Annotated in this window: 21 protein-coding genes; 18 read left to right on the top strand and 3 right to left on the bottom strand. The window is 58.1% G+C overall.

Translation table 11 applies throughout. From position 1 onward, the window contains the following. Positions 1-17 precede the first annotated feature (17 nt). The 14 genes from sufB (at position 18) to B1781_RS13180 (ending at position 10,068) form a co-directional block, all read left to right on the top strand. Entirely contained in the window at positions 18-1,463 is a 1,446-nt protein-coding gene (sufB, locus tag B1781_RS13245) for a Fe-S cluster assembly protein SufB (RefSeq protein WP_078120113.1), read from the top strand. A 14-nt stretch (positions 1,464-1,477) separates the two neighbouring features. Continuing rightward, complete coding sequence (gene sufC / locus B1781_RS13240; RefSeq protein WP_078120112.1) at positions 1,478-2,236, top strand: Fe-S cluster assembly ATPase SufC; 759 nt, start codon at positions 1,478-1,480, stop codon at positions 2,234-2,236. Then, positions 2,233-3,555: a Fe-S cluster assembly protein SufD gene (gene sufD / locus B1781_RS13235; protein ID WP_078120111.1), complete on the top strand. Its 1,323-nt coding sequence runs from the start codon at positions 2,233-2,235 to the stop codon at positions 3,553-3,555. Before sufC ends, sufD begins: the two co-directional genes overlap by 4 nt. 65 nt (positions 3,556-3,620) lie before the next feature. Beyond that, positions 3,621-3,944, top strand: coding sequence for an SUF system Fe-S cluster assembly protein (locus tag B1781_RS13230; protein ID WP_334223719.1), 324 nt, complete (start codon positions 3,621-3,623; stop codon positions 3,942-3,944). Positions 3,945-3,969: 25 nt separating this feature from the next. After that, positions 3,970-4,296, top strand: a complete 327-nt coding sequence (locus B1781_RS13225; RefSeq protein WP_078120110.1) for a HesB/IscA family protein — start codon at positions 3,970-3,972, stop codon at positions 4,294-4,296. A gap of 2 nt (positions 4,297-4,298) precedes the next feature. Continuing rightward, complete coding sequence (locus tag B1781_RS13220; protein ID WP_078120109.1) at positions 4,299-4,739, top strand: SufE family protein; 441 nt, start codon at positions 4,299-4,301, stop codon at positions 4,737-4,739. Between the two features lie 88 nt (positions 4,740-4,827). Next, on the top strand, positions 4,828-5,409 hold the full coding sequence (locus B1781_RS13215) for a GAD-like domain-containing protein (RefSeq protein ID WP_078120108.1): 582 nt from the start codon (positions 4,828-4,830) through the stop codon (positions 5,407-5,409). A gap of 108 nt (positions 5,410-5,517) precedes the next feature. After that, positions 5,518-6,591, top strand: a complete 1,074-nt coding sequence (locus B1781_RS13210) for a methyltransferase domain-containing protein (protein ID WP_334223718.1) — start codon at positions 5,518-5,520, stop codon at positions 6,589-6,591. Positions 6,592-6,782: 191 nt separating this feature from the next. Beyond that, positions 6,783-7,283 (top strand): metal-dependent hydrolase, encoded by a 501-nt coding sequence (locus tag B1781_RS13205; protein ID WP_078120107.1) that lies wholly within the window; start codon positions 6,783-6,785, stop codon positions 7,281-7,283. Between the two features lie 250 nt (positions 7,284-7,533). Next, positions 7,534-8,043, top strand: coding sequence for an SEL1-like repeat protein (locus tag B1781_RS13200; protein ID WP_078120106.1), 510 nt, complete (start codon positions 7,534-7,536; stop codon positions 8,041-8,043). A 120-nt stretch (positions 8,044-8,163) separates the two neighbouring features. Beyond that, entirely contained in the window at positions 8,164-8,568 is a 405-nt protein-coding gene (locus tag B1781_RS13195) for a hypothetical protein (RefSeq protein ID WP_078120105.1), read from the top strand. Between the two features lie 21 nt (positions 8,569-8,589). Then, entirely contained in the window at positions 8,590-9,033 is a 444-nt protein-coding gene (locus B1781_RS13190) for a hypothetical protein (RefSeq protein ID WP_078120104.1), read from the top strand. A 76-nt stretch (positions 9,034-9,109) separates the two neighbouring features. Further along, on the top strand, positions 9,110-9,367 hold the full coding sequence (locus B1781_RS13185; RefSeq protein WP_078120103.1) for a YdeI/OmpD-associated family protein: 258 nt from the start codon (positions 9,110-9,112) through the stop codon (positions 9,365-9,367). A gap of 38 nt (positions 9,368-9,405) precedes the next feature. Further along, positions 9,406-10,068, top strand: a complete 663-nt coding sequence (locus tag B1781_RS13180) for a penicillin-insensitive murein endopeptidase (RefSeq protein ID WP_334223717.1) — start codon at positions 9,406-9,408, stop codon at positions 10,066-10,068. A 581-nt stretch (positions 10,069-10,649) separates the two neighbouring features. Here B1781_RS13180 and B1781_RS13175 read toward each other — a convergent pair. From B1781_RS13175 to B1781_RS13165, 3 genes are all read right to left on the bottom strand, one after another. Further along, positions 10,650-11,582 (bottom strand): glycosyltransferase, encoded by a 933-nt coding sequence (locus tag B1781_RS13175; protein ID WP_078120101.1) that lies wholly within the window; start codon positions 11,580-11,582, stop codon positions 10,650-10,652. 279 nt (positions 11,583-11,861) lie between these two features. After that, positions 11,862-13,076 carry an ImmA/IrrE family metallo-endopeptidase gene (locus tag B1781_RS13170; RefSeq protein ID WP_164513389.1) on the bottom strand — a complete coding sequence of 405 codons (1,215 nt, stop codon included), beginning with the start codon at positions 13,074-13,076 and terminating at the stop codon, positions 11,862-11,864. 147 nt (positions 13,077-13,223) lie between these two features. Then, positions 13,224-16,913 carry a lamin tail domain-containing protein gene (locus B1781_RS13165; RefSeq protein WP_078120099.1) on the bottom strand — a complete coding sequence of 1,230 codons (3,690 nt, stop codon included), beginning with the start codon at positions 16,911-16,913 and terminating at the stop codon, positions 13,224-13,226. A 301-nt stretch (positions 16,914-17,214) separates the two neighbouring features. Between B1781_RS13165 and B1781_RS13160 the strand changes: the two genes are divergently transcribed. From B1781_RS13160 to B1781_RS13145, 4 genes are all read left to right on the top strand, one after another. Beyond that, entirely contained in the window at positions 17,215-17,439 is a 225-nt protein-coding gene (locus tag B1781_RS13160; protein WP_125932078.1) for a hypothetical protein, read from the top strand. 5 nt (positions 17,440-17,444) lie between these two features. Beyond that, on the top strand, positions 17,445-18,038 hold the full coding sequence (locus B1781_RS13155) for a hypothetical protein (protein ID WP_078120097.1): 594 nt from the start codon (positions 17,445-17,447) through the stop codon (positions 18,036-18,038). A 123-nt stretch (positions 18,039-18,161) separates the two neighbouring features. Continuing rightward, positions 18,162-18,401: a hypothetical protein gene (locus tag B1781_RS13150; RefSeq protein ID WP_125932077.1), complete on the top strand. Its 240-nt coding sequence runs from the start codon at positions 18,162-18,164 to the stop codon at positions 18,399-18,401. A gap of 76 nt (positions 18,402-18,477) precedes the next feature. Beyond that, positions 18,478-19,611, top strand: a complete 1,134-nt coding sequence (locus tag B1781_RS13145) for a DUF6183 family protein (RefSeq protein WP_334223988.1) — start codon at positions 18,478-18,480, stop codon at positions 19,609-19,611. Positions 19,612-19,943 lie beyond the last annotated feature (332 nt).

Here is a 19,943-nt window from a genome sequence, read left to right as displayed (position 1 = left end):
GGATAAGCAGGTGTGGCATGAGTTCTTCGGCGAAACAAATGGATGATCTGGTCGCGCGCGGCTACGAACACGGATTCGTGACCGAAATCGATACCGACGTGATCCCGCCCGGGCTCAACGAGGATGTGATCCGTCTGATATCGGCGCGCAAGAACGAGCCCGAATGGGTGCTCGAGTACCGTTTGAAGGCGTATCGCCACTGGCTGACCATGGATCCGCCGCAGTGGGCGTCGGTGCACTATCCGCCGATCGATCACCAGGCGATCTCATACTTTGCCGCGCCAAAGAAAAAGCCGACCCTGGACAGCCTCGACGAGGTCGATCCTGAGCTGCTGCGCACCTACGAGAAGCTCGGTATCCCGATCGAGGAGCAGAAGGCGCTGTCGGGTGTGGCGGTCGACGCGGTGTTCGACAGCGTGTCGGTCGCTACCACCTTCCGCGAGAACCTTGCCGAGGCCGGCGTGATTTTTTGTTCGATCTCCGAAGCGGCGCACGATCACCCAGAGTTATTGCGTGAATACCTGGGTTCGGTGGTGCCGCACACCGACAACTACTATGCCGCGCTGAATGCGGCGGTCTACACCGATGGCACGTTCGTCTACATCCCCAAGGGCGTGCGTTGCCCGATGGAGTTGTCGACCTACTTCCGCATCAATGCGCAGAACACCGGCCAATTCGAGCGCACGCTGATCGTCGCCGACGAGGGCAGCTACGTGAGCTACCTCGAAGGCTGCACTGCGCCGCAGCGCGACGAAAACCAGTTGCATGCGGCCGTCGTCGAACTGGTCGCGATGCAGGATGCGCAGATCAAGTACTCCACGGTGCAAAACTGGTATCCGGGCGACGAAGACGGGAAAGGCGGCATCTACAACTTCGTGACCAAGCGTGGCGATTGCCGGGGCGCGCGCTCGAAGATCTCCTGGACCCAGGTCGAAACCGGCTCGGCGATCACCTGGAAATACCCGAGCTGCCTGCTGCGTGGCGAAGATTCGATCGGCGAGTTCTACTCGGTCGCTGTCACCCGCGGCAAACAGCAGGCCGATACCGGCACCAAGATGATCCACATCGGGCCGAATACGCGCAGCACGATTGTCTCGAAAGGTATCTCTGCCGGTGAAGGGCAGCAGGCCTACCGCGGTCTGGTACGCATGAGCCAGCGCGCCGAGAACGGGCGCAACCACACCCAATGTGATTCGCTGCTGATCGGCGATCGCTGTGGCGCACATACCTTTCCGTACATCGAAGTGAAGAACCCGTCGGCCAAGGTCGAGCACGAAGCGACCACGTCGAAGATCGGCGAAGACCAGCTTTTTTACTGCCGCAGTCGCGGTCTGTCGGAAGAAGACGCGGTGTCGTTGATCGTCAACGGATTCTGTAAAGAGATATTCAACGAGTTGCCGATGGAGTTCGCGGTCGAGGCGCAAAAGCTGCTTGCGATCAGTCTCGAAGGCGCAGTCGGTTAACAAGGGAGGACAAGATGCTTTTAACGATCGATAACCTGAAGGCGAGTGTTGACGGCAAGGAGATCCTCAAGGGTCTCAGCCTGAATGTCGGTGCCGGTGAAGTGCATGCCATCATGGGGCCCAACGGCTCGGGCAAGAGCACGCTTTCGCACGTGCTCGCCGGGCGCGACGGTTACGAGGTCACCGGCGGCTCGGCGATGCTCGACGGCCAAGATCTGCTCGCCCTCGAACCCGAGGAACGTGCCGCACTGGGCGTGTTCCTGGCGTTTCAGTACCCGGTTGAACTGCCGGGCGTAAACAACACGCATTTTCTGAAAGAAGCCTTGAACGCGCAGCGCAAGGCACGCGGCGAACCCGAGCTGGATTCGGTCGCCTTTCTGAAGCTGATCCGCGAAAAGATGGCACTGGTGTCGATGAAGCCCGAGTTGCTGAAACGCCCGGTGAACGCGGGTTTTTCCGGCGGCGAAAAGAAGCGCAACGAGATCCTGCAGATGGCCCTGTTCGAGCCGAAGCTGGCGATCCTCGATGAGACCGATTCAGGTCTCGACATCGATGCCTTGCGCACGGTGTCGGAAGGCGTCAATGCGGTGCGCAGTCCCGACCGCTCGATCATCCTGGTGACGCACTACCAGCGGTTGCTCGACTACATCGAACCGGACTATGTGCATGTGCTGGCCGACGGCAAGATCGTGCGTTCCGGCGACAAGTCGCTGGCCAAAGAGCTGGAGCAGAAGGGCTATGCCTGGTTGACGGGCAAGGATGAAGCGGCATGAACACATCCACAGGTACCGACCTGCATCAGGTGCTCGACGTCGGCTTACGTAAGTTGAACGCGGACATGCCCGGCGATTGGGTACAGGCGCTTCGGACGCAATCGGCCGAGCAGGTGTCGAGCATGGCCTTGCCGACACGCAAGGACGAAGCCTGGCGCTACACCTCGCTGAAGTTTCTCGAGGAACTGGCTTTCGTGCCGGTCGACAAAGAACCGTTCAGCGCGTTGCAGCTTGAGGATATCGACGAGTTGCTGCTGACGGGGAACGACGGTACGCGGCTGGTGTTCGTCAACGGCTTTCTAGCGCCACAGCTGAGCCGGCTTGAGGCGGATCGGCCGGGCGTGCTGGTGACCAATCTTGCCAGTGCTTTCGAGCTCGATAAACCGGCGATTCAAAGCGAGTTCGACCGGATTGCACAAACGCGCAACATGTTCACGGCACTCAATGGTGCGTTGATGACCGACGGCGCCTGCGTGGTCATCGACCAGGATACGACGGCCGACGCGCCGATCGAGCTGTTGCATATCAGTGTCGGCACCGACGATCCGTCGATCTGTCATCCGCGGCACTTGATTGTGCTGCAGCAAGGCGCGCGTGCCGAGGTGATCGAACGCTATGCGAGTCTGGGTAACGCCAGTTATTTCAACAATGCGCTGATCGAGGTTGCGCTTGGCGAGAACAGCGAGCTGATTCATGAACGCGTGCAGGAAGAGAGCCTGAATGCACAGCATTTGAGCGACCTGCAGATTCGTCAGGCGGCCGGCAGCCGCTATCGATTGGCCAACGCTTCGTTGGGCGCGGCCTGGTCGCGTTGCGATGTCCGCCTGGTATTCGATGGCGAGGGCGCGGATGCGCAACTCGACGGCCTGCTGATGGCAGGCGATGGTCAGCTTGCCGATACGCACCTGGATATCCAGCACGCGGTACCGCACTGCAGCAGCCGCGAGACCTTCAAAGGCATCCTCGACGGCAAGGGCCGGGTGGTGTTCGATGGCCGGATTCTGGTCGCCAAAGATGCGCAAAAGACCGATGCGCAACTATCGAATGACAACCTGATGTTGTCGCGTTCGGCCGAGGTCGATACCAAGCCGCAGCTCGAAATCTACGCCGACGACGTCAAATGCAGCCACGGTACGACTGTCGGTGAACTCGACGGCAACATGCTGTTCTACCTGCGCTCGCGCGGTATCCCTGAACGTCAGGCTACGCAGATGTTGTGTCTCGGTTTTGCCGAGGAGATTCTGGCAGCCATGCCGGCGGAGGCACTGAGGGCGCGCAGCGCCAGTCTGCTGGCAAGCCGGCTGGGCGGTGGAGCATGAACGCAGGGGTAAGTAAGCAGATGGCCGCCCCGATGTTGCAACCCATGACTCAAGCAGGTAACGCCATGGCAGAGGAGACGAGTGATGACCCGCGTGCGGAGCACATCATCGAGGCATTGAAGACGGTATACGACCCTGAGATACCGACGAATATCTTCGATCTGGGCTTGATCTATGCCATCGATGCGGCCGGCGAACGTGGTATCGCGATCAAGATGACATTGACTGCGCCGGGCTGTCCGGTTGCCGGTACGCTGCCGGGGATGGTCGAGCGGGCGGTGGAAACGGTCGATGGTGTCGACCATTGCAAAGTCGATCTCGTCTGGGATCCGCCGTGGAGCAAAGACATGATCAGCGACGAAGCGAAACTTGAATTGGGGCTGTTGTAAACAACTGGCCCGACGGAGAAATCAGATGGCAGTGCAATTGACTCAGGCAGCGGCGCAACACGTCGCACGAGAGATGGCGAAACAGGGTAAGACCGGAGGCTTGCGCATCGGTACCAAGAAGAGTGGTTGTACCGGCTTTGCCTATGTCGTCGACTATGCCGACGAGATCGGCGATACCGATCACGTGTTTGACAGTCATGGCGTGCGCGTGGTCGTTGACGACGCATCGCTCGCTCAGCTGGATGGCATGGTGGTCGATTTCGTGAAAACCAATCTTCTCAACGAAGGTTTCGAGTTCCGCAACCCGAACATCAAGGATATGTGCGGCTGCGGTGAGTCGTTCAGTGTCTAACCATGCTGACGACGCAGGAAGTTATCGAAAACTTTGAGTTCCTCGACGACTGGGAGGCGCGTTATGCCTACCTGGTCGAGCTGGGCGAGGCGTTGCCACCGCTGGCGGAGGCACTGCGCACCAAAGACAACAAGGTGCAGGGCTGTATCAGCCAGGTTTGGGTGTGTCCGCTGCAGGACCCGGGCGATCCCGCCAAGCTGGTTTACGTGGGCGACTGCGACACCGCGATCATCAAAGGCGTATTGGCATTGCTGATCGGACTGATGTCCGCTCGAACACCCCAAGAAATCGACGCACTGGATATCGACGGCCTGTTCGACGAACTCAAACTTGCCGAAAACCTCAGTCCGAATCGTCACTTCGGCATCTATGCCATCGTCGAGCTGATGAAAGCGCAGGCGAGAAAGGTCGCTGAAGGTGACGCGCCGTCGGTTTTGGCATAGGTAACGCCTCCCGCCTTCGATCAAAACGGTTATTCTGTCGTGCAAGACCGGTAGCTGGTTCCGGTCCGGTAATAGCCTGGAAACCGACATGATCGCACTGCAGACCTTTGTCGATCGGCATTCGCCGTCGATTACCGAGAAAGCCGATCCCGCCGTGGTGGAGCACTATCGCGGTCATCTGCCGAACGCGCTGTTGGAACTGTGGCGTCATAGCGGCTTCGGCACCTATTCGAACGGTCTCATCCAGATCATCAACCCGGATGTCTATAAAGCATCGCTATGGAAATGGCTGATGCGCGACAAGGACGACTACACCCGCCTGCCGATTGCCTTGTCGGCATTCGGCAGCATCTTCTACTACCGCAGGCTCAACAACGAAGGGGTTGAAGACGTCGCCTTTGTCGACCCTCACACCTCCGACAGCTCGGTGCTGTCATGGTCGGCGACGGATTTTTTCAACGGCGTGTTGTGTGACCATTCGTCGATCAACTCGGTGCTCGACCAGGCGCTGTTCAACAAGGTTGTCCCATTGAAAGGCGAGCTGGCGCCGAACGAAATGTACTATTTCGTGCCGGCTCTGAGATTGGGTGGCGAAATGGTTGCGGACAGCACCGAGCGCGGCGATGCCTTGGTGCATCTCGATATCCTGCTGCAGCTTGCGTTGGGGTAGGCCAGGAAGCAGGCGACCGCGCGGTTGTCATCCAAACCCTCGAAGTAACGCGGTATGCTCGGGCCCTCGGTGGCGCTGGAGGCGGCCCCGCAAAGCGAAATTCATCAGATGGCTCAGGAGTCTGTCGATATGCTCGAAGAAGTCAAACACTACTACGGCAAGGTGCTGAAAACCTCGGCTGACCTGCAGACCAACGCCTGCTGCACCGGTGAGCAGATGCCGCCGACGATTCGGGATGTGTTGAACGAGATGGTGCCCGAAGTGGTTGAGCGCTATTACGGTTGCGGCCTGATTGTGCCGGCGCAGCTCGAAGGCCTGCGCGTGCTCGACCTGGGGTGCGGGGCCGGACGTGATGTCTACCTGTTGTCCCGGCTGGTCGGCGAGCAAGGCGCCGTGGTTGGAGTCGACATGACGCGTGAACAGCTGGATGTTGCCGAATCTTACATCGACGAGCATGCCAAACGGTTCGGTTATGCCAAGCCCAATGTGTCTTTTGTGCAGGGCGAGTTGGAGCACCTCGATGAATTGGATCTGGAGCCGGCCAGTTTCGAACTGATCGTTTCCAATTGTGTGATCAACCTGTGCCAGGACAAGGGCCGTGTGTTGCAGAACGCCTACCACCTGCTCAAGCCGGGTGGAGAAATGTACTTTTCTGACGTGTACGCCGACCGTCGCGTACCCGAGAAGGTTGCCCAGCATCCGTTGCTGTACACCGAGTGCCTCGGTGGCGCTTTGTATTGGAACGACTTGGTTTCACTGGCCAAACAGGCCGGTTTTCTCGATCCGCGACTGGTGACGGACAGCCCGATTACCGTCAACAACACCGAGTTGACCGATCTTATCGGCAATGTGAATTTCTATTCGGCAACCTACCGGCTATTCAAGCTCGAAGGCCTGGAACCCGCGTGCGAAGACTACGGCCAGGCCGTCGTCTACCAAGGGTCGATCCCGGAGCATCCCAACCATGTGGAGTTGGACAAGCACCATCGATTCGACAAGGGTAGGGTTGTACCCGTTTGCGGAAACACCTGGCGAATGTTGAACGAAACGCGCTTCAACCCGCATTTTGAGTTCATCGGCGATACAAGCACCCATTTCGGCATCTTCGCCGATTGTGGCAGCACGCTGCCTTTCGACGAAACGGCGTCAGATAGTCCACCTGCAAGTACCGGTTGCTGTTGATGTAGAAAAGGCGATTCGGTGCGAATCGCCTTATAGAGTCAACGCAGGCCAAGCTGGGTGCGATGTCGGGGTGCAGAACTCGGGAGTTGGCTATTCCCGCAACCTTAAGCGACCCCTGAATCTCCACATTTCTGCCCCTTTTTGCGCATTTTTGTCGGTGATCATCGGCTTCCTATCGAAAGGAGTTGCAGATGATCATAGGGCACCTTCCCGCAGGCTATATTCTTGGGCGATGGATTGCAGACAGAGGCTTTGTTGTCACGCCGAGTTCCCGTTTGGTTGTTGTCGTAAGCATGTTGGGAGCCATTGCTCCTGATATCGACATGTTCTATTTCTATTTTGTAGACCAGCGGCAGACCCATCACCACACGTATTTGAGCCATATTCCGCTGTTCTGGGTATCTTTGCTCTTGGTTGGCGTCGCCTGGCGATGGTTCAACCGAAGTGGGGCAACAAGGTCGTTGCTGGCAGTCTTTGCCAGCGGAGGTCTGCTACACCTATTACTCGATACTATCGTCGGCGATATCTGGTGGTTGGCTCCATTTGTCGACCGACCGTTTGCTGCCTTCGAAGTCACGGTGAGGTATGAGCCTTGGTGGTGGAACTTCGTTTTGCATTGGACATTTCTGTTTGAGATAGCGCTCTGGTTGTGGGCTTACCGGCTATGGCGAGTGCGCGAGAAAATGGCTTAGCAAGGCAATCCTGCTGCCGTGCACTGTGCCGCTAAGCTCGCTACACTTGGTCGCGACTAGCTGGGTATCTGTTAATCGGGTTGACGATCTGAGCAGATCGTCGTGCATCGAGACATCGGCATCGATGGAGGTGCCATCGCAATGAATCTGCTATTCAAGGAAGAACGTGCAGCCGTGATACGGTCGGTTTTCCGTCAAGTGCAGATTATCTGGCGAATCTATGAGCCATATAACTAGAATATTGTGCTTCATGGCGGCTGCCGGCGTAGCCGCGGGAGCGCAAGAGCGATGTTACTTCGAGGGAGAGTTTCACGACTTTGCAGTTTCGCACCCGCTTTGTTTCTATTACACGGGCACGGAACACTTCAGAAACCAAGAATACGGGTTGGCGGCGCGTCAATGGAAGAAGCTGTTGTCGCTGAAAGACGTGGAACAAGAGTTTCCTCGGCTCGTGGCCGGTGCGAACAACAACCTCGGCTATTTTCACTATCATGGCCTTGGGGTGGAGCAGAACACAGAGGCGGCCTTGGCGTACTGGAGGAAGGCGGTTTCGTGGGGTAGCGAAGAAGCCGATTTTCACTTGTGCTACGCCTTAGGCGATCCCGCGTCGGCAGCGTACGCGCCAAAGAATGCATTATTGCATTGCGCCAAAGCCGAAAAGATTTACCTGGGAAAGGAATACAGCGATCCATCCGACGCCGAGATTCTCGATACGATACGCAGGTACAAGGAAATGGCCGAACGTGAAAACGGCTCCTAGCAAGTCATCATTGCAATGGATGGCAACTCACTCCGTCCCAGGGGCTACCGCTAGTACAACCGGCTCTATGCTTGATCGATTGGATTCGATTGCTATGGCCCTCGCTGTTGGGTCCGGCAGATGATCTACGAATGTCGCCTCAACAAAGTTACGCGGCAGCACCTCTACGCGGCGCTGCTGGTGATCTTGGGCATGTACCTGCTGAATCTCTTCGGGCTTTGGGCCTCGGAGTATTGGTGGGCTACGTCGATTGGTATTGTATTGGCACTTGGCTTTTCGTTCGTGATTGGCAACTCGAGGGTGCGGGTCGAAATCGGCGACGGAACCATTATTGTTGAGTACAGCGGGATGGTGCAGGCAAATATCGCGGCCGATGCCATTGAGAGCGTCACAATGAGTGGCTCGGATAGCCTGCAGAGAATTGTGATTGTCACCGACGACGGATCGAAATACTTCATTCCTTGCGAGTGTTTTACGAGTACCCAGTTGGAAGGGCTGCTCGGTGCGCTGAAAGGCGGTAGCTAATGGACTTTGCGAGTACTTGGTATGCCGATGGTTGCTGACAGCTTGCCGCTACCCCCTTTGCTGATTGAGCTGGCCGATGCCGGAGTATGGCCGTCGTTCGGGTCGCGCCGGTCGAACGCCACAGACCTCGGGCGAGAAAAGGCGCGATTGCTTTCGAGCACTGACGACAGCCTGGTGCTGATGCCGGCACCATTCCATACGATCGCTGACGAGGTGGCCGAAGGCAATGAGTTCTGGGTGGGCGCGCTGAGCAATGTCGGTGAGATCGACTATGCGAAGGCCGTCATCATTGCAGATTTCGGTCCCGGCTCCGATTCGGTGGTGGTGCTGTACTACGGAGAAGGTTCCGAGCCCGATATCCGGTATCTTAAGTGGGAAGGAGAGGGCAACCGGCTTCGCCATGCCTGGATACGAACGCATCGCTCGTTCGAGGCGTTTGCGCAGACGCTGGGGCTGGTGTCGTGACAATTCGAGTGCTGAACGTCGTGCGATAGTCACTCAGCGCCGGAGTAGAGAATGCTTTACAGAATCGAGACGAAACATGGTTGAGAAAGCCGCGAAACTGAAACGGGCCAGGCAGCCGATGCCGTCGTTTGTACGCGACGCCTTGCGAGATGCAAACCTCATGGAAAAGTATCTCGAACGCCCTGCGTACCAACAGAACGATTACCTGTTATGGATCAACAAGGCCAAGAAAGACGCAACGAAACAGAAACGATTGGCGCAGATGCTGAACGAGCTCAATGCGGGAGGTGTCTACATGAACATGAAACACGCGCCTTCTGCGCGCAACGATTGATACCTGCACCTGTCATCGCAATGCGACGCGTCTGCTGCATGCTCCTGTTCTGCCTGATGTCGGCCTCTGTCTGTGCAGCGGAGAGTATCTGCTATGGGTCGACGAGCAACGGTCGCCTTGAAGGAGGCGTCCAACTGCCGGGGGAGGGCAGCAACTTCGTCAGCTACAGCGACACCGCTGCACTGATGGGGCGCACGTATGTGCACAGCGTGGTGCGACGTGCTGTCGTCGGTGCCTACGGATCGCTTGAGTCGTCGATGCCCGACAAGGTGTTCAAGTATGCCGAGACCGGTTTGCAGGGTGGCGGCCCGTTCAGCCCGCATAAAACCCATCAGAACGGCTTGTCGGTCGACTTCATGGTGCCGGTGATCGACCGGCAGGGTCGTTCGGTGCATCTGCCGACCCACTACTTCAACAAGCTGGGCTACGCCGTCGAGTTCAATCGCCAAGCTGAATACGACGGTCTTCGCATCGACTTCGAGGCGATGGCGGCGCATCTGGCCGCATTGCATCGCGCCGCGCAGGCTGAAGGCATCGATATCTGGCGGGTGATTTTCGATCCCGACCTGCAGCCGAAGCTGTGGCAGACCGAACAAGGTGCCTACCTGAAAAAGCACCTGACGTTTTCGACACGACGTTCATGGGTCCGACACGACGAACACTATCATGTCGACTTCACCGTCGCGTGTCGCCCGATGTAGTCTCATCGGGCAGCGATTCATTTCCACCGGGTTGCGAGTATGCCGGGGTGGCGCTAAGATCGCGCCGCCGAGGCAGTCTGTTGCCTCAATCATCACACCTTCAGGGGATCGGCTACCTGGAGGACATCAATAGCCGGAGAATGTGTATGTATGTGAGCATTGTCACGCGGTAATCGCCTCCAAGGTACCTTCCTACCTGCTTCCCATCGTCGTCCGTCGAAAAATCTATCCCTTTCGGGCGGCTGCCAATACCTATATCGACCCTGTATCGGGCCTTAGAAAACCGAGAGACGACCCCGGCGGTAGTGGATACGAAACAGTCCGCGAGATTCGGGTTTGCAGGCACTGTCTCGAACAAGCGCCACCTCCGCAACAGGAATAACCGGCTAGGCCGGTGCGCCCGCAGTCAGTTGCCGGCTTCGACTACCCTCTGAAGCCGGCGACGGCGAACACGGCGGTTGTGTGCCTGCACGCACTGCTGCCGATTCGTTGACGGTCTGTTTGCCGAACCGACGCTCCCGCCATCCGGCGGGAGTATCAGACGCGATTGGCGCGGGGCGATCATCGAGGATGATGTATCGTCAGCGATAAACGGTATCGCGCACCGGTTGGCTACGCAGTGCACGCAGTGCTCCCGGTAGCTCGAGTGCGCTGGTCCACACCGCAAGTGCCATGGCAACAGGCACCTCGAACGCGCGTACGCCAAAGTGCGACGGTACCCGGATGCATTTGTTCCATTGCTGCAGCAAGCGTCCGACAAAATAGACGGGCAGACCGATAACACCCATGTTGGCAACCCACGCGTAGGGCAGGCTGGGATCGGCCTGGCGCATGCTGATCAGGTTGTGAGCCATCTGGTGGCGGATGTCGCGTTCCATATTCCAGCCTTCGAAATCGTGGATGACCTCCATACCCGGCTCGAACGCCATCGTCCACCCACCTCGTTCGATCGCGATGGCCTGCAGCCGCGACGCATAGATTCCCGAGCTTTCCGGCAACGGGTATTGCAGAAAGATGGCTCGTCTGAACCCTGCATTATTGTTGGATATGTGGCGTGTCGCCTGCCGGTCGCTCGGCACAACATATGAACGTGAAAGCAATGCCAGGCAGCGTTCGCGCAGCGATTCGCCTGGATAGCGGGTTTTTCCGCTGACCACGCCGATCATCTGGTTAGAACGGAGGCGCTTGATGCAATGCTGAAGCCAGGCTTTGGCGGGAATGCAGTCGGCATCGAGAAGGACGACGAACTCGCTATCAGCAGCATCGACGCCGACGTTGGCCAGCGCATACGAGTTGGTTTTTGTCGACGATACGATCTTCAGATTCGGGTGCAATGTCGCCAGGTCTTCCGGTATCTGCGAGATATAGCGTTCTTCTTCGACGAGCAAAACTTCAACACTGCCATCAAAGTCCTGCTCGGCCAATGCACTGAGCGCAGCGCGCATATCGTTCCATGATTTGTCTTCACCGGCTTTGTAATCTGAAACGAATATGATGCTGGCGTCGCATGCCATTACGTGTTTCCCCAATCGATAATCTGATGTGTTGCCTTGCGGATGGGGCCGTGCGAATGGTACGGATGGCTCAAATTCGCTGCGAGCCCGATCGGTAAGGCATTAATGGCGGGCTGCAATTATCGTGCTTGACGGCTATTAGTTCGAGAAAACAAGGGGTTATTAGGTGCCGGCAACGACGGGGCCTGGTGGATGTAAAAAGCTTCGACAGCAAACCAACGCCTGGCCATACCGACGCTCCCGAACCTCATCCGACGAACCGCCTTGCTCAGGCCCTGTTCAGAAGGGCGCCACTACGGCAGCAAACTTTTGTGCCCAAGCCAGCTGCGAAGGGGCGGTCAACCCGATCAGGCGTGACATACCCTGGTCTTCGATCAGGTCGATGAAACTGCCTGCTGCCGGGAAGTTCGCGGCATCGGTGATCTCGATGCTCATGCCATGTACTACCGATATTGGTAGTGCGCGGTTCATCATGTCGTCTTCGTAGATCTTTTGTTCTTGAGCCGGTACGTTCAGCGGCAGCCAGTCGTCATTGTGATCGTGACCCATCATGTGACACAGCTCATGTGCCAATGTGAAGCTGTCGTAGCGCGCCAACATATGTAGGTGAATCGTCGTTAGGCGCGTCTGTTCTGCGGCGCTGAGTTGACTTGGCATCGATCGCAGCGAGCGAAGTTTGTCGATGACCATGGAGGGACTCTGATTGGGGCTATTGAAATTCATTGGTCTATTGTTGCGATAGTCCGTACCTTCAAGCACTTCGCAATCGCCACTGTAGACAGAGGCTTGTACATCGGCGAGATAGCCCTGCGTCTTCGTCAATGCCTGTGTTGTATCAAAAGGTGCATCGGAAAGCTTGACGCTGTACGTCAATCCGACCGTGAAGTTCTGCTGGTCATCTTTTATTGAGTTCTTTTCTTTCAGCGCTGCTTGGCAGACATATCGCTTGCCTTGATCTTTCAACGGCTGACTGGCGTTGACATCCGACGGTGCCGCGAACAACAGCAATCCGGCACCGGTGGTGGTTGAACTGCTTGCAGGGTCGAACTGAAACGGAATCGGTTCGTTGAACGGCGTCACGCGCCAAATGATTCGAATATTTGCCGCGCGCAAGCGCCGCTCTGTATAGCATTTGAGGAGGCGGATGTAGTCATCGTGCTCGGCTGCAAGCGCTTCGTTGCTGAGAGTGTTGTTTACCCCCGTCGCGTCTTCGCCAATGATTGCGAAGTATGGCGTGCTGATTCGCCGCGCCGATTCGTCGAGCACTGTGCCGCTTGCATCGAGCCGACGCAGAAACACGGTGACCGGGCCGGGTTCGAGGGCGGGCATATCGATTGAGGGTGTGGAGGTGGCCACTGGCGAGATCGATTGTATTGACCACTCGAACTGCGTTGTGCCAGCCGGTGAGTTGCCGCCGACCAGGGTTGTGATGCCAGTCAGATCGCCGAGAAACGAGCTGTTGGACAACGCCGTCCACGCCGCGGTATCGAACATGCTGACGCCTTGAAGGTCATCCGCACGACTGCCGGGTTGAAACGCTTCATGGGAATCGCGGATCGCAGCCAGTGCTCGTGCAAGATCGCGCAGTGCCTGGGGAATGTCCTGCAGTGTGAAGATGGCCATTGGTGGAATGCTCCAGGATCAATACGCGTATTCAGCGCGGACCACACTGTCCGCATCAATCAGGTACACGGTGTCACCGCGGTTGTTCCACACCGCAGCCTTGCGCCCCCAAAAGATGTCGGTCGCTGAATCGACACCGATGCCGGTGTGCAGCGTCAGCGTTGTCGCCGGTGCGAGCGATATATTGCCAAATGAATAAACGTGCCGGGCACGATCCGCAATCTGCCAACCTTGGAGCGCGATCGTGTCTCCCGTGTTGTTGGCGATAACGACGTATTCTTCGCTCGTGCGCTGGTGATCGTCACCGGGTGCGTCGAACTGCGACAATTCGTCGACAATCAGCAGCCCCGCCTCCAATCCCGGTGAGCGGATGTCGACAACGAAGCTGACGGTCTGGCGCCGTAGCGGCTCAGCGTTTTCGGGTGCATGGGTATCCGAGACGCTGCACTCGAGCATGTTCAGACCCGCGTTGAGCGGTGACTGCCCGTGTCGTAGCAAGACGCGCAATGACATCGCCCCCGCTGCCTGATCGTAATGCCACGCCTCGGGCGGCAATGAGAGTTCGACACCGTTGATGGCGACGAAGATACGTTTGAAACCCGGTTCGACGAAGCTGGGCGATGCCCCCGATACCTTGAGGTGCAACGGTAAGGTTCGGCCGTATTGCAGTACCGGCGGCTTGTCGATGTCGGTATGCGCCGGGCTCACGATCTCAATATCTATCGGACCGCCGAGCGAAGCGCGGTAGGTGGCAGAGGCCTCCTGGTGTTGTTGCGCGAAGTGCTCGACGTGAATCGCCGCGTGCGCAGAATTCAGCAGGGCGGCGAGTTCATCGGTCACCAGCAGTTGCTTGACTGCAGCGGCGATGGTCGTCGGTGTGATTTCATCGGGCAGGGAAAGTCCGGCGGCCCCGATCAGGCTATTGACGGATACCAGCAGCTGATCGGCAAGTCGCGCTGCGACGGCGTTGCTCGCATCGGTAGACATGGCGACGACCTGCTCGGATACGCTGATCGTACTGCGCAGCAGATCGACAATGCCGTCACCGACGCTTTCTATGCCGTCCAGCGCCTGCATGAGCACCGGGCGAACGAGCTCGAAGGCGGTTTCGAAGGTAGCGATTGCAACCGCCAAGGCATCGGCCTTCTGCTGCGCGGTCAGTAAGTCCCAGCCTTCGGTCGTGGTGCTCACGGTATGCATCACGACGGCGATCCCTTCGGCTTTTATTGCATTCAGCAACGCGGTCTTCTGCGCATTGGTCGAGAACGCGGCAAGCAAGGCGTCTACCATGTCCGGCACGCCTGCGATCTGGCGGCCGATTGCCGCAAGCCGTCTTTCGAGTTCGCGCCGCCAACGGCCCAGCGTGCGCAGGATATCGTCGGCGATCGCAGCCAGTCCATCGATCGCTGCGCGTGCGCTGCGATCCAGTTCTTCCACAACATCGGCAGAGACGGCGAGGAAGAAGCGCGACAGCACCGGCAATAGGCGCCGAATCAGTATCTGCAGTTCATCGAGTGTGATCTGCCAGGAGAGGTCGGCGAGCGCCTGTAGTGCCTCAAGATTGGGCCGGGTTTCACAGTCCACCACATTGATGAAGAATTGCTCGACCTGCGTGGCCTGACGATAGTCGAGACCGCGATCTTCGTTCAAGGCTGCCTCGAGCATCAGCTCGCGCATGCGCGTGCGGCGCGCGTCGGTCCAAATGGCTTCGCTGAAGACTTCCTGCGCGATGGCCAGGATGTCGCTGATCAGCATCTGGACATTGTCCGGTGAAACGGCGCCAATGGTCGCAAGGTTCGGCACCAGCGACACGGCGAAGCGATGCGCATCGGCCACCATGCGCGCGCCGCTGTCAGAATCCACCTCTTGTTGCAAGGCTTGAAAACCTGCGCGGGCCTGTTCTATTCCGCGGAACACGATGATGTCACCGAGGACGATCACGTTGCGCGCAGCGATCTTGTAAACCAGCGTGCTCAGTGCCTGCTTGAATGCATTGGATTTAAATAGCCCCAGGTTGCCGTCAACCAGGTGGTCGAGCTGGACGAAGACAAAATTATTGACCCCGAGCAACACGGGCTCGACCACCTCGTCGATATACAGTAGCGCATCGGCTTGTCCGTCAAGGCGGGTTCGCAGTTCCGGTAGCAGGCGACCGACGACGTCCTCTTCGATACCTCGCTGTACCACCGCCTTCATCTTGCGGTACAGATCGGTAGACGACGGGTTGGCGCCGAACTGGGTCAGCAACAGGGCGGCCATGATGTCGCCCGTGCTGATATCGAACTCGGCCTCGATATGCAGCATCAGGCGACCCAACTCGGGCAGGGTCTCGTGGATCCGGTCACCGATGCCGTGCTCGACGAAGTAGTCCACGCCATCGGCAAAGCGGATGCGGTTGGGCCGTCCGCCAAGGAGCGCTTCGTATTGCTCCAGGACGAGATCGGGCGGTGTACCAAGGTCGAAGTTTTCTTCCGATGAGCTGAACGAGGCCGAGGCTCCGAGGCCGAGTATCGAACCACCGACGCCGGCCCTGGCCGCCGCCGAGCCGAGCTTCTCCGCCATGCTCAATGCCGTCCACATCACCGTAAGGTGTGACTTCCAGCGTTCGAGCTCATTCGGCGCTACGATCGTGGCGATATTCACGACGCCGCTGATGATCGGCAGAAGGTCCTCGGTATCGAGCTCTCCGTCATCCAGATACTGCAGCAGCGAATCGACTTCGGCGCTGATCGAATGGCGCTCTTGTGCAGTGAGCAAATCTCCCAGCGTAGCTACGATTGCCTCTTCCAGCAGATCGCTCAGCAGGCGGTCGCTGAGTTTGATGATCTGGCGGAGCATGAATCGCTGCATCTGTGATGCGACCACGTGCACAAAGCCTTCGACGGACCTGTCGCGATCGGGCGTTGTCGTGATGTATTCGGCGCTGACTTGGCCGAGTTCGAATGTCGCGAGTATCCCGATAGGTAGGCACAGCTCAAGTATGGGGATAGCCTGCTGATACTCTCGTGGCAACTCGCTGCGTGCGACTCGTACCACCTCGTCGACAATCAGCTGCGTCGCTCTGCCATAGAAGCGGCGGGGGTCACGCAATTCGGCAACCGCGAACAGATCCCATCCCGTGCCGCCCTTCAAGCCGACCGAGCCGCCCGCCTCGAACACGAAGCCCGACGTTTCGTCAGATTTCAGCGAGCCATGGATCTCGAGGTGGCCGCGCGCCATGGCTGAGAACGAGGCACGGCCCCAGATACCGGCGCGCACATTGAGTTCATCCATGAAGGCGCGAAACAGGTCGATGGCCAAGCCGTTTGGCAGTCTGCTCTCGGCAAGTTGCAGTATCTGGCCGATATCCAGTCCGATTGATAGCCGTCCGGCGACCGAGGCCTCGGCGAAAGCGCCCGCGTCGACGACTACGCCGAACTCGTCGAACAGGTTGGGGCTGAATCGTACCTTGACCTGCGCGCCGGCAGCGGCAAAGGCCTGTACCTCGGCAGCGGCGGCGACGAAGACCGAGACGGCGGCCTGCGCCGAAGCGCTGAGATTGCCACCGACGCTGATATCGACACCGTGGCAGAAATTCAGAGATCCTTCGACGGTGCCGCCGACATCGACACCAAAGTCGGCCCTCAGGACGGAGAGGCCTCCCCATTCGCCTTCGTACTCGCCGTTGGCCCCGATTGAGAAAACGTCGAGTGTGAGGTCCGTCGACATGTTTTCGTCCCCGGCGTTGTTGTTGAGCGTTCCCGGTTTTGATCGGTGTGGATGAACGCTGTATTTTTCAGCTAACTATGGTTGGGGTTCTGTGGGAAATCAAGAAAGGCAGGGGTTTGCCCGGACTGCGATAATGATGCGGTGCCAGTGGGCAGGCCATGGTGTAGCGATGGGCGTGCTGATTCCGTGAGGCGCGGAAAGATGCCGCCTTGCGTAGCCTGCCGTTGGTTCTTGAGCGATTGAGATATTGTCTAGGGCGCAGGTTTTAACTGAGAACACGGCTCGCGTCGGGTACATAACGATGGAAGCAAACGAGGGAACGATGACGCAGGCTACGACACTCCGGCGAAGCTATTCGTGGGTGCTACTTCTAGCGCCGTTGCTGTTCTCGTTCTTGAGAGGGGCGCCCGAACAGCCGGATTTTGCGGCGCTGCTGTTGCCAAAGGCCTCATCGGACCGCGTGCTGATTGGGGTGTCGTTCTTGATTCTGGTGATTGTCGTGGTCATCGCATGGATGGTTGACTGAACGATATGTCCGATGTCTTCGTATTGACCCGCAACCCGCCTCCCTGGGGCGATTTCGGCAAGATCCTGATCCACGGCATGACAGCGAACAGCCCAAGGTCAAACGGTTTACTCTGCCTCGAACGCACAGGCCCCTACGTGCCGCCGATCACCTTTCCGTCAGTCTCCGATATCGTGGTTACGGATGCCTTTCGGCAAGCACTCGAGCCACAGGGGTTCACGGGGTTCGAGTGGCGACCGGTGATCAAGAAGCACATCGTGCAATTTGCCTGGGAGCATTGGGATAGGGCAGCCTTGGAACCCGAGGTGTATCCACACGACGGTGGGCCGGAAGACTACGTTCTGTCCGGCGAACATTCGCCAGGCATGGCGGATGCAATGGGAGAGCTTTGGGAGATCGCTTTGCCCGACATTACCGGGCTGCAAGGAGACAGCGGCAGTATCAATTTGAGTGCCTATGACGGTCAGGATATCTGCCGCGTAAACCGGTGGGGTCGGTTGTTCGTGTCGGCACGTTTTGCCGCTTGGCTCGAACGGCATTTTGCACAATGGATATCGCTGCATCCAGCAATCGTAAATCCCCGTCCACTACAGAATTGAACGCATGGAGCACACTCATAGCATGAGGATATTTGAGTTATGAATTTCAGAAAGGCATGTGTACTAGCGGTTGTTTTTTTGCTTGCGGGCTGCGCGGGCCAAGAGAGTCTCACGCGCGAGCAGATGGAAACGCAGAATCGCGCGGATGCGGTCGTTGCCGGCGTGCTTTTCGAGTACGACGTGGATGACGCAGCCTCTTACAACGTTCATCGTGACGGCTCGGTGGTGATCAAGTTTGCCGCATCCGTACCGCAGGTGACTTACACGCAGATCGTTGATCGGTTGAGGGCGAGTGATCAGATCAACGGTGTCAGGGCAGAGCAGGGCGGTCGGGAGGTCTGCAAGCTCAGCGGCTATCGATGACGATGCCGGCGACCATGCCCTGTCGGATCGGGGCAGTCGGAAGCTGCCGGACGCAATGCGTGGTGCTTCAGGCGTGATGCCGATCGTTAACCGAGAAAACTTTGTCGCAACCTTGCTGTCGGTCGAGGGTGTGCAGCAGCACCTGGACTTGCTGCACGCACTGATCCTTGCCGGCGATATGGATGTTGTGCGCGACTTGGTCGACCGCACCTTGGCGCTGTGCGTCGATGAGGATGAAGCATGGGCACCGCCGTTGCTGGTACGACGCGCGATAGAAATGCTCGCGCTGCAAGCCGGTGTTGAGCCTGCGTTGGCCGCGCTAGCCGTCGTCGACAGGGCCCACGCACAAGGCGTGGCCGAAGAATTGCCGATGGCAGAAGTGCTGTCGTTGTTGGTGTCTGCGCAATCGACAGAGGCGATTTGCAGAATCGCGGCCGAGACACAGACGCCTGAAACCCGGCTTCATCTGTTGCACGAGGCTGTGGTGTGGAACAAGGCCGATGCCGGCTCGATTGCGATCATCGACGCATGGAAGTCGCTCGATGCGATCGTCGACCATGCATTGTCGGCACTTCCCCGCGAGCTGCTCGCGATCGAATCGCAGCTGATGTTGCCCACCTACGATCTGTACTCGATGATGACCCCGTTGCCGTACAACTCGACCTACTATCATGCAGCTACGCTGACCGATGATTCGGTTGAACACACGGCCTGCATCGATACGACCGGCGCGGATCGGCAGCGGCTGATGTGTACAGCGGTACGCAACTGGGTGACGGACTATGTGGGCCGGATCGAGGCACGAACCTTCAAACTGCCGGATGCAAGCTTGCCTTCATTACCGCAGGTGTTGAGAAGCGTGGGTCTGGCGTGCTTGGTGTCTACGGGAGCCCTGCAGGTGCGCGAATCGCAATCTGCAGCTGACGTATTCAGTGTGTTGTTCTCGGCCGCTGCATACGGCGGCGCCAACGGTGATTGCTCATACGGGGCTATCGGGCGGCTCATGGCCTGGCGGACGCTGGCCGGCTTGCTCGGTCTTTCCGATAGCGCTCCCGTTGAACGCGTGGCGCAGTGTGCAGTGGAAGCCAGTTGGTGTCTGTTCCGGCCGTCAGGCGGTTGGGCTGAAGATGCGGTGTATTCCTTGGGCGTCGCATGCCTGAACCCGGTGCGAAATGAACTGGCGGTGTTGGCGGCGGTCGATACCTGCTGACGAAACTGCGTTTGCGATAGCATGCGTTAAAAATCTGTGAACAAATCGCCGCAAACACGCTAGAATTTCCAACGTGCATTCACCGCAGCTTCCGTCATCTGGGATTCGCGGGCATTTGCAGCATGAAACTATCTGTCAGGAAGGCAAGCAATGATCAATAATAGGGAACCCCATCTCGACGTCGCAATACGCGATCAGTCGCACCCCTTCGCCTAGCTTTTTGAGCTCTCGCTGAATTTTTTCAGCAAACCTTCGCTGTCGATCTGCCTCTAGGCACTGTCGACCGATCACACGTGGCTTTCTGAAGCTGGTCGCAAGGCCGAGCCGGCCGA

This window comes from Thiosocius teredinicola (genome assembly GCF_002009425.1).
GTDB lineage: Bacteria > Pseudomonadota > Gammaproteobacteria > Chromatiales > Chromatiaceae > Thiosocius > Thiosocius teredinicola.
Note: the sequence above shows the minus strand (reverse complement) of the source record. Positions and strands in the feature narration are given on the sequence as shown.

Coding starts and splice junctions, on each gene's coding strand:
- B1781_RS13190 (WP_078120104.1), top strand. CDS start 8,590: ATGCCGATGGTTGCTGACAGCTTGCCGCTACCCCCTTTGCTGATTGAG.
- B1781_RS13225 (WP_078120110.1), top strand. CDS start 3,970: ATGGCAGTGCAATTGACTCAGGCAGCGGCGCAACACGTCGCACGAGAG.
- B1781_RS13205 (WP_078120107.1), top strand. CDS start 6,783: ATGATCATAGGGCACCTTCCCGCAGGCTATATTCTTGGGCGATGGATT.
- B1781_RS13160 (WP_125932078.1), top strand. CDS start 17,215: ATGGAAGCAAACGAGGGAACGATGACGCAGGCTACGACACTCCGGCGA.
- B1781_RS13145 (WP_334223988.1), top strand. CDS start 18,478: ATGCCGATCGTTAACCGAGAAAACTTTGTCGCAACCTTGCTGTCGGTC.
- B1781_RS13210 (WP_334223718.1), top strand. CDS start 5,518: ATGGCTCAGGAGTCTGTCGATATGCTCGAAGAAGTCAAACACTACTAC.
- B1781_RS13200 (WP_078120106.1), top strand. CDS start 7,534: ATGGCGGCTGCCGGCGTAGCCGCGGGAGCGCAAGAGCGATGTTACTTC.
- B1781_RS13220 (WP_078120109.1), top strand. CDS start 4,299: ATGCTGACGACGCAGGAAGTTATCGAAAACTTTGAGTTCCTCGACGAC.
- B1781_RS13150 (WP_125932077.1), top strand. CDS start 18,162: ATGGAAACGCAGAATCGCGCGGATGCGGTCGTTGCCGGCGTGCTTTTC.
- B1781_RS13165 (WP_078120099.1), bottom strand. CDS start 16,913: ATGTCGACGGACCTCACACTCGACGTTTTCTCAATCGGGGCCAACGGC.
- B1781_RS13215 (WP_078120108.1), top strand. CDS start 4,828: ATGATCGCACTGCAGACCTTTGTCGATCGGCATTCGCCGTCGATTACC.
- B1781_RS13185 (WP_078120103.1), top strand. CDS start 9,110: ATGGTTGAGAAAGCCGCGAAACTGAAACGGGCCAGGCAGCCGATGCCG.
- B1781_RS13170 (WP_164513389.1), bottom strand. CDS start 13,076: ATGTTCGATACCGCGGCGTGGACGGCGTTGTCCAACAGCTCGTTTCTC.
- sufC (WP_078120112.1), top strand. CDS start 1,478: ATGCTTTTAACGATCGATAACCTGAAGGCGAGTGTTGACGGCAAGGAG.
- B1781_RS13180 (WP_334223717.1), top strand. CDS start 9,406: ATGCTCCTGTTCTGCCTGATGTCGGCCTCTGTCTGTGCAGCGGAGAGT.
- sufD (WP_078120111.1), top strand. CDS start 2,233: ATGAACACATCCACAGGTACCGACCTGCATCAGGTGCTCGACGTCGGC.
- sufB (WP_078120113.1), top strand. CDS start 18: ATGAGTTCTTCGGCGAAACAAATGGATGATCTGGTCGCGCGCGGCTAC.
- B1781_RS13195 (WP_078120105.1), top strand. CDS start 8,164: ATGATCTACGAATGTCGCCTCAACAAAGTTACGCGGCAGCACCTCTAC.
- B1781_RS13155 (WP_078120097.1), top strand. CDS start 17,445: ATGTCCGATGTCTTCGTATTGACCCGCAACCCGCCTCCCTGGGGCGAT.
- B1781_RS13175 (WP_078120101.1), bottom strand. CDS start 11,582: ATGGCATGCGACGCCAGCATCATATTCGTTTCAGATTACAAAGCCGGT.
- B1781_RS13230 (WP_334223719.1), top strand. CDS start 3,621: ATGGCAGAGGAGACGAGTGATGACCCGCGTGCGGAGCACATCATCGAG.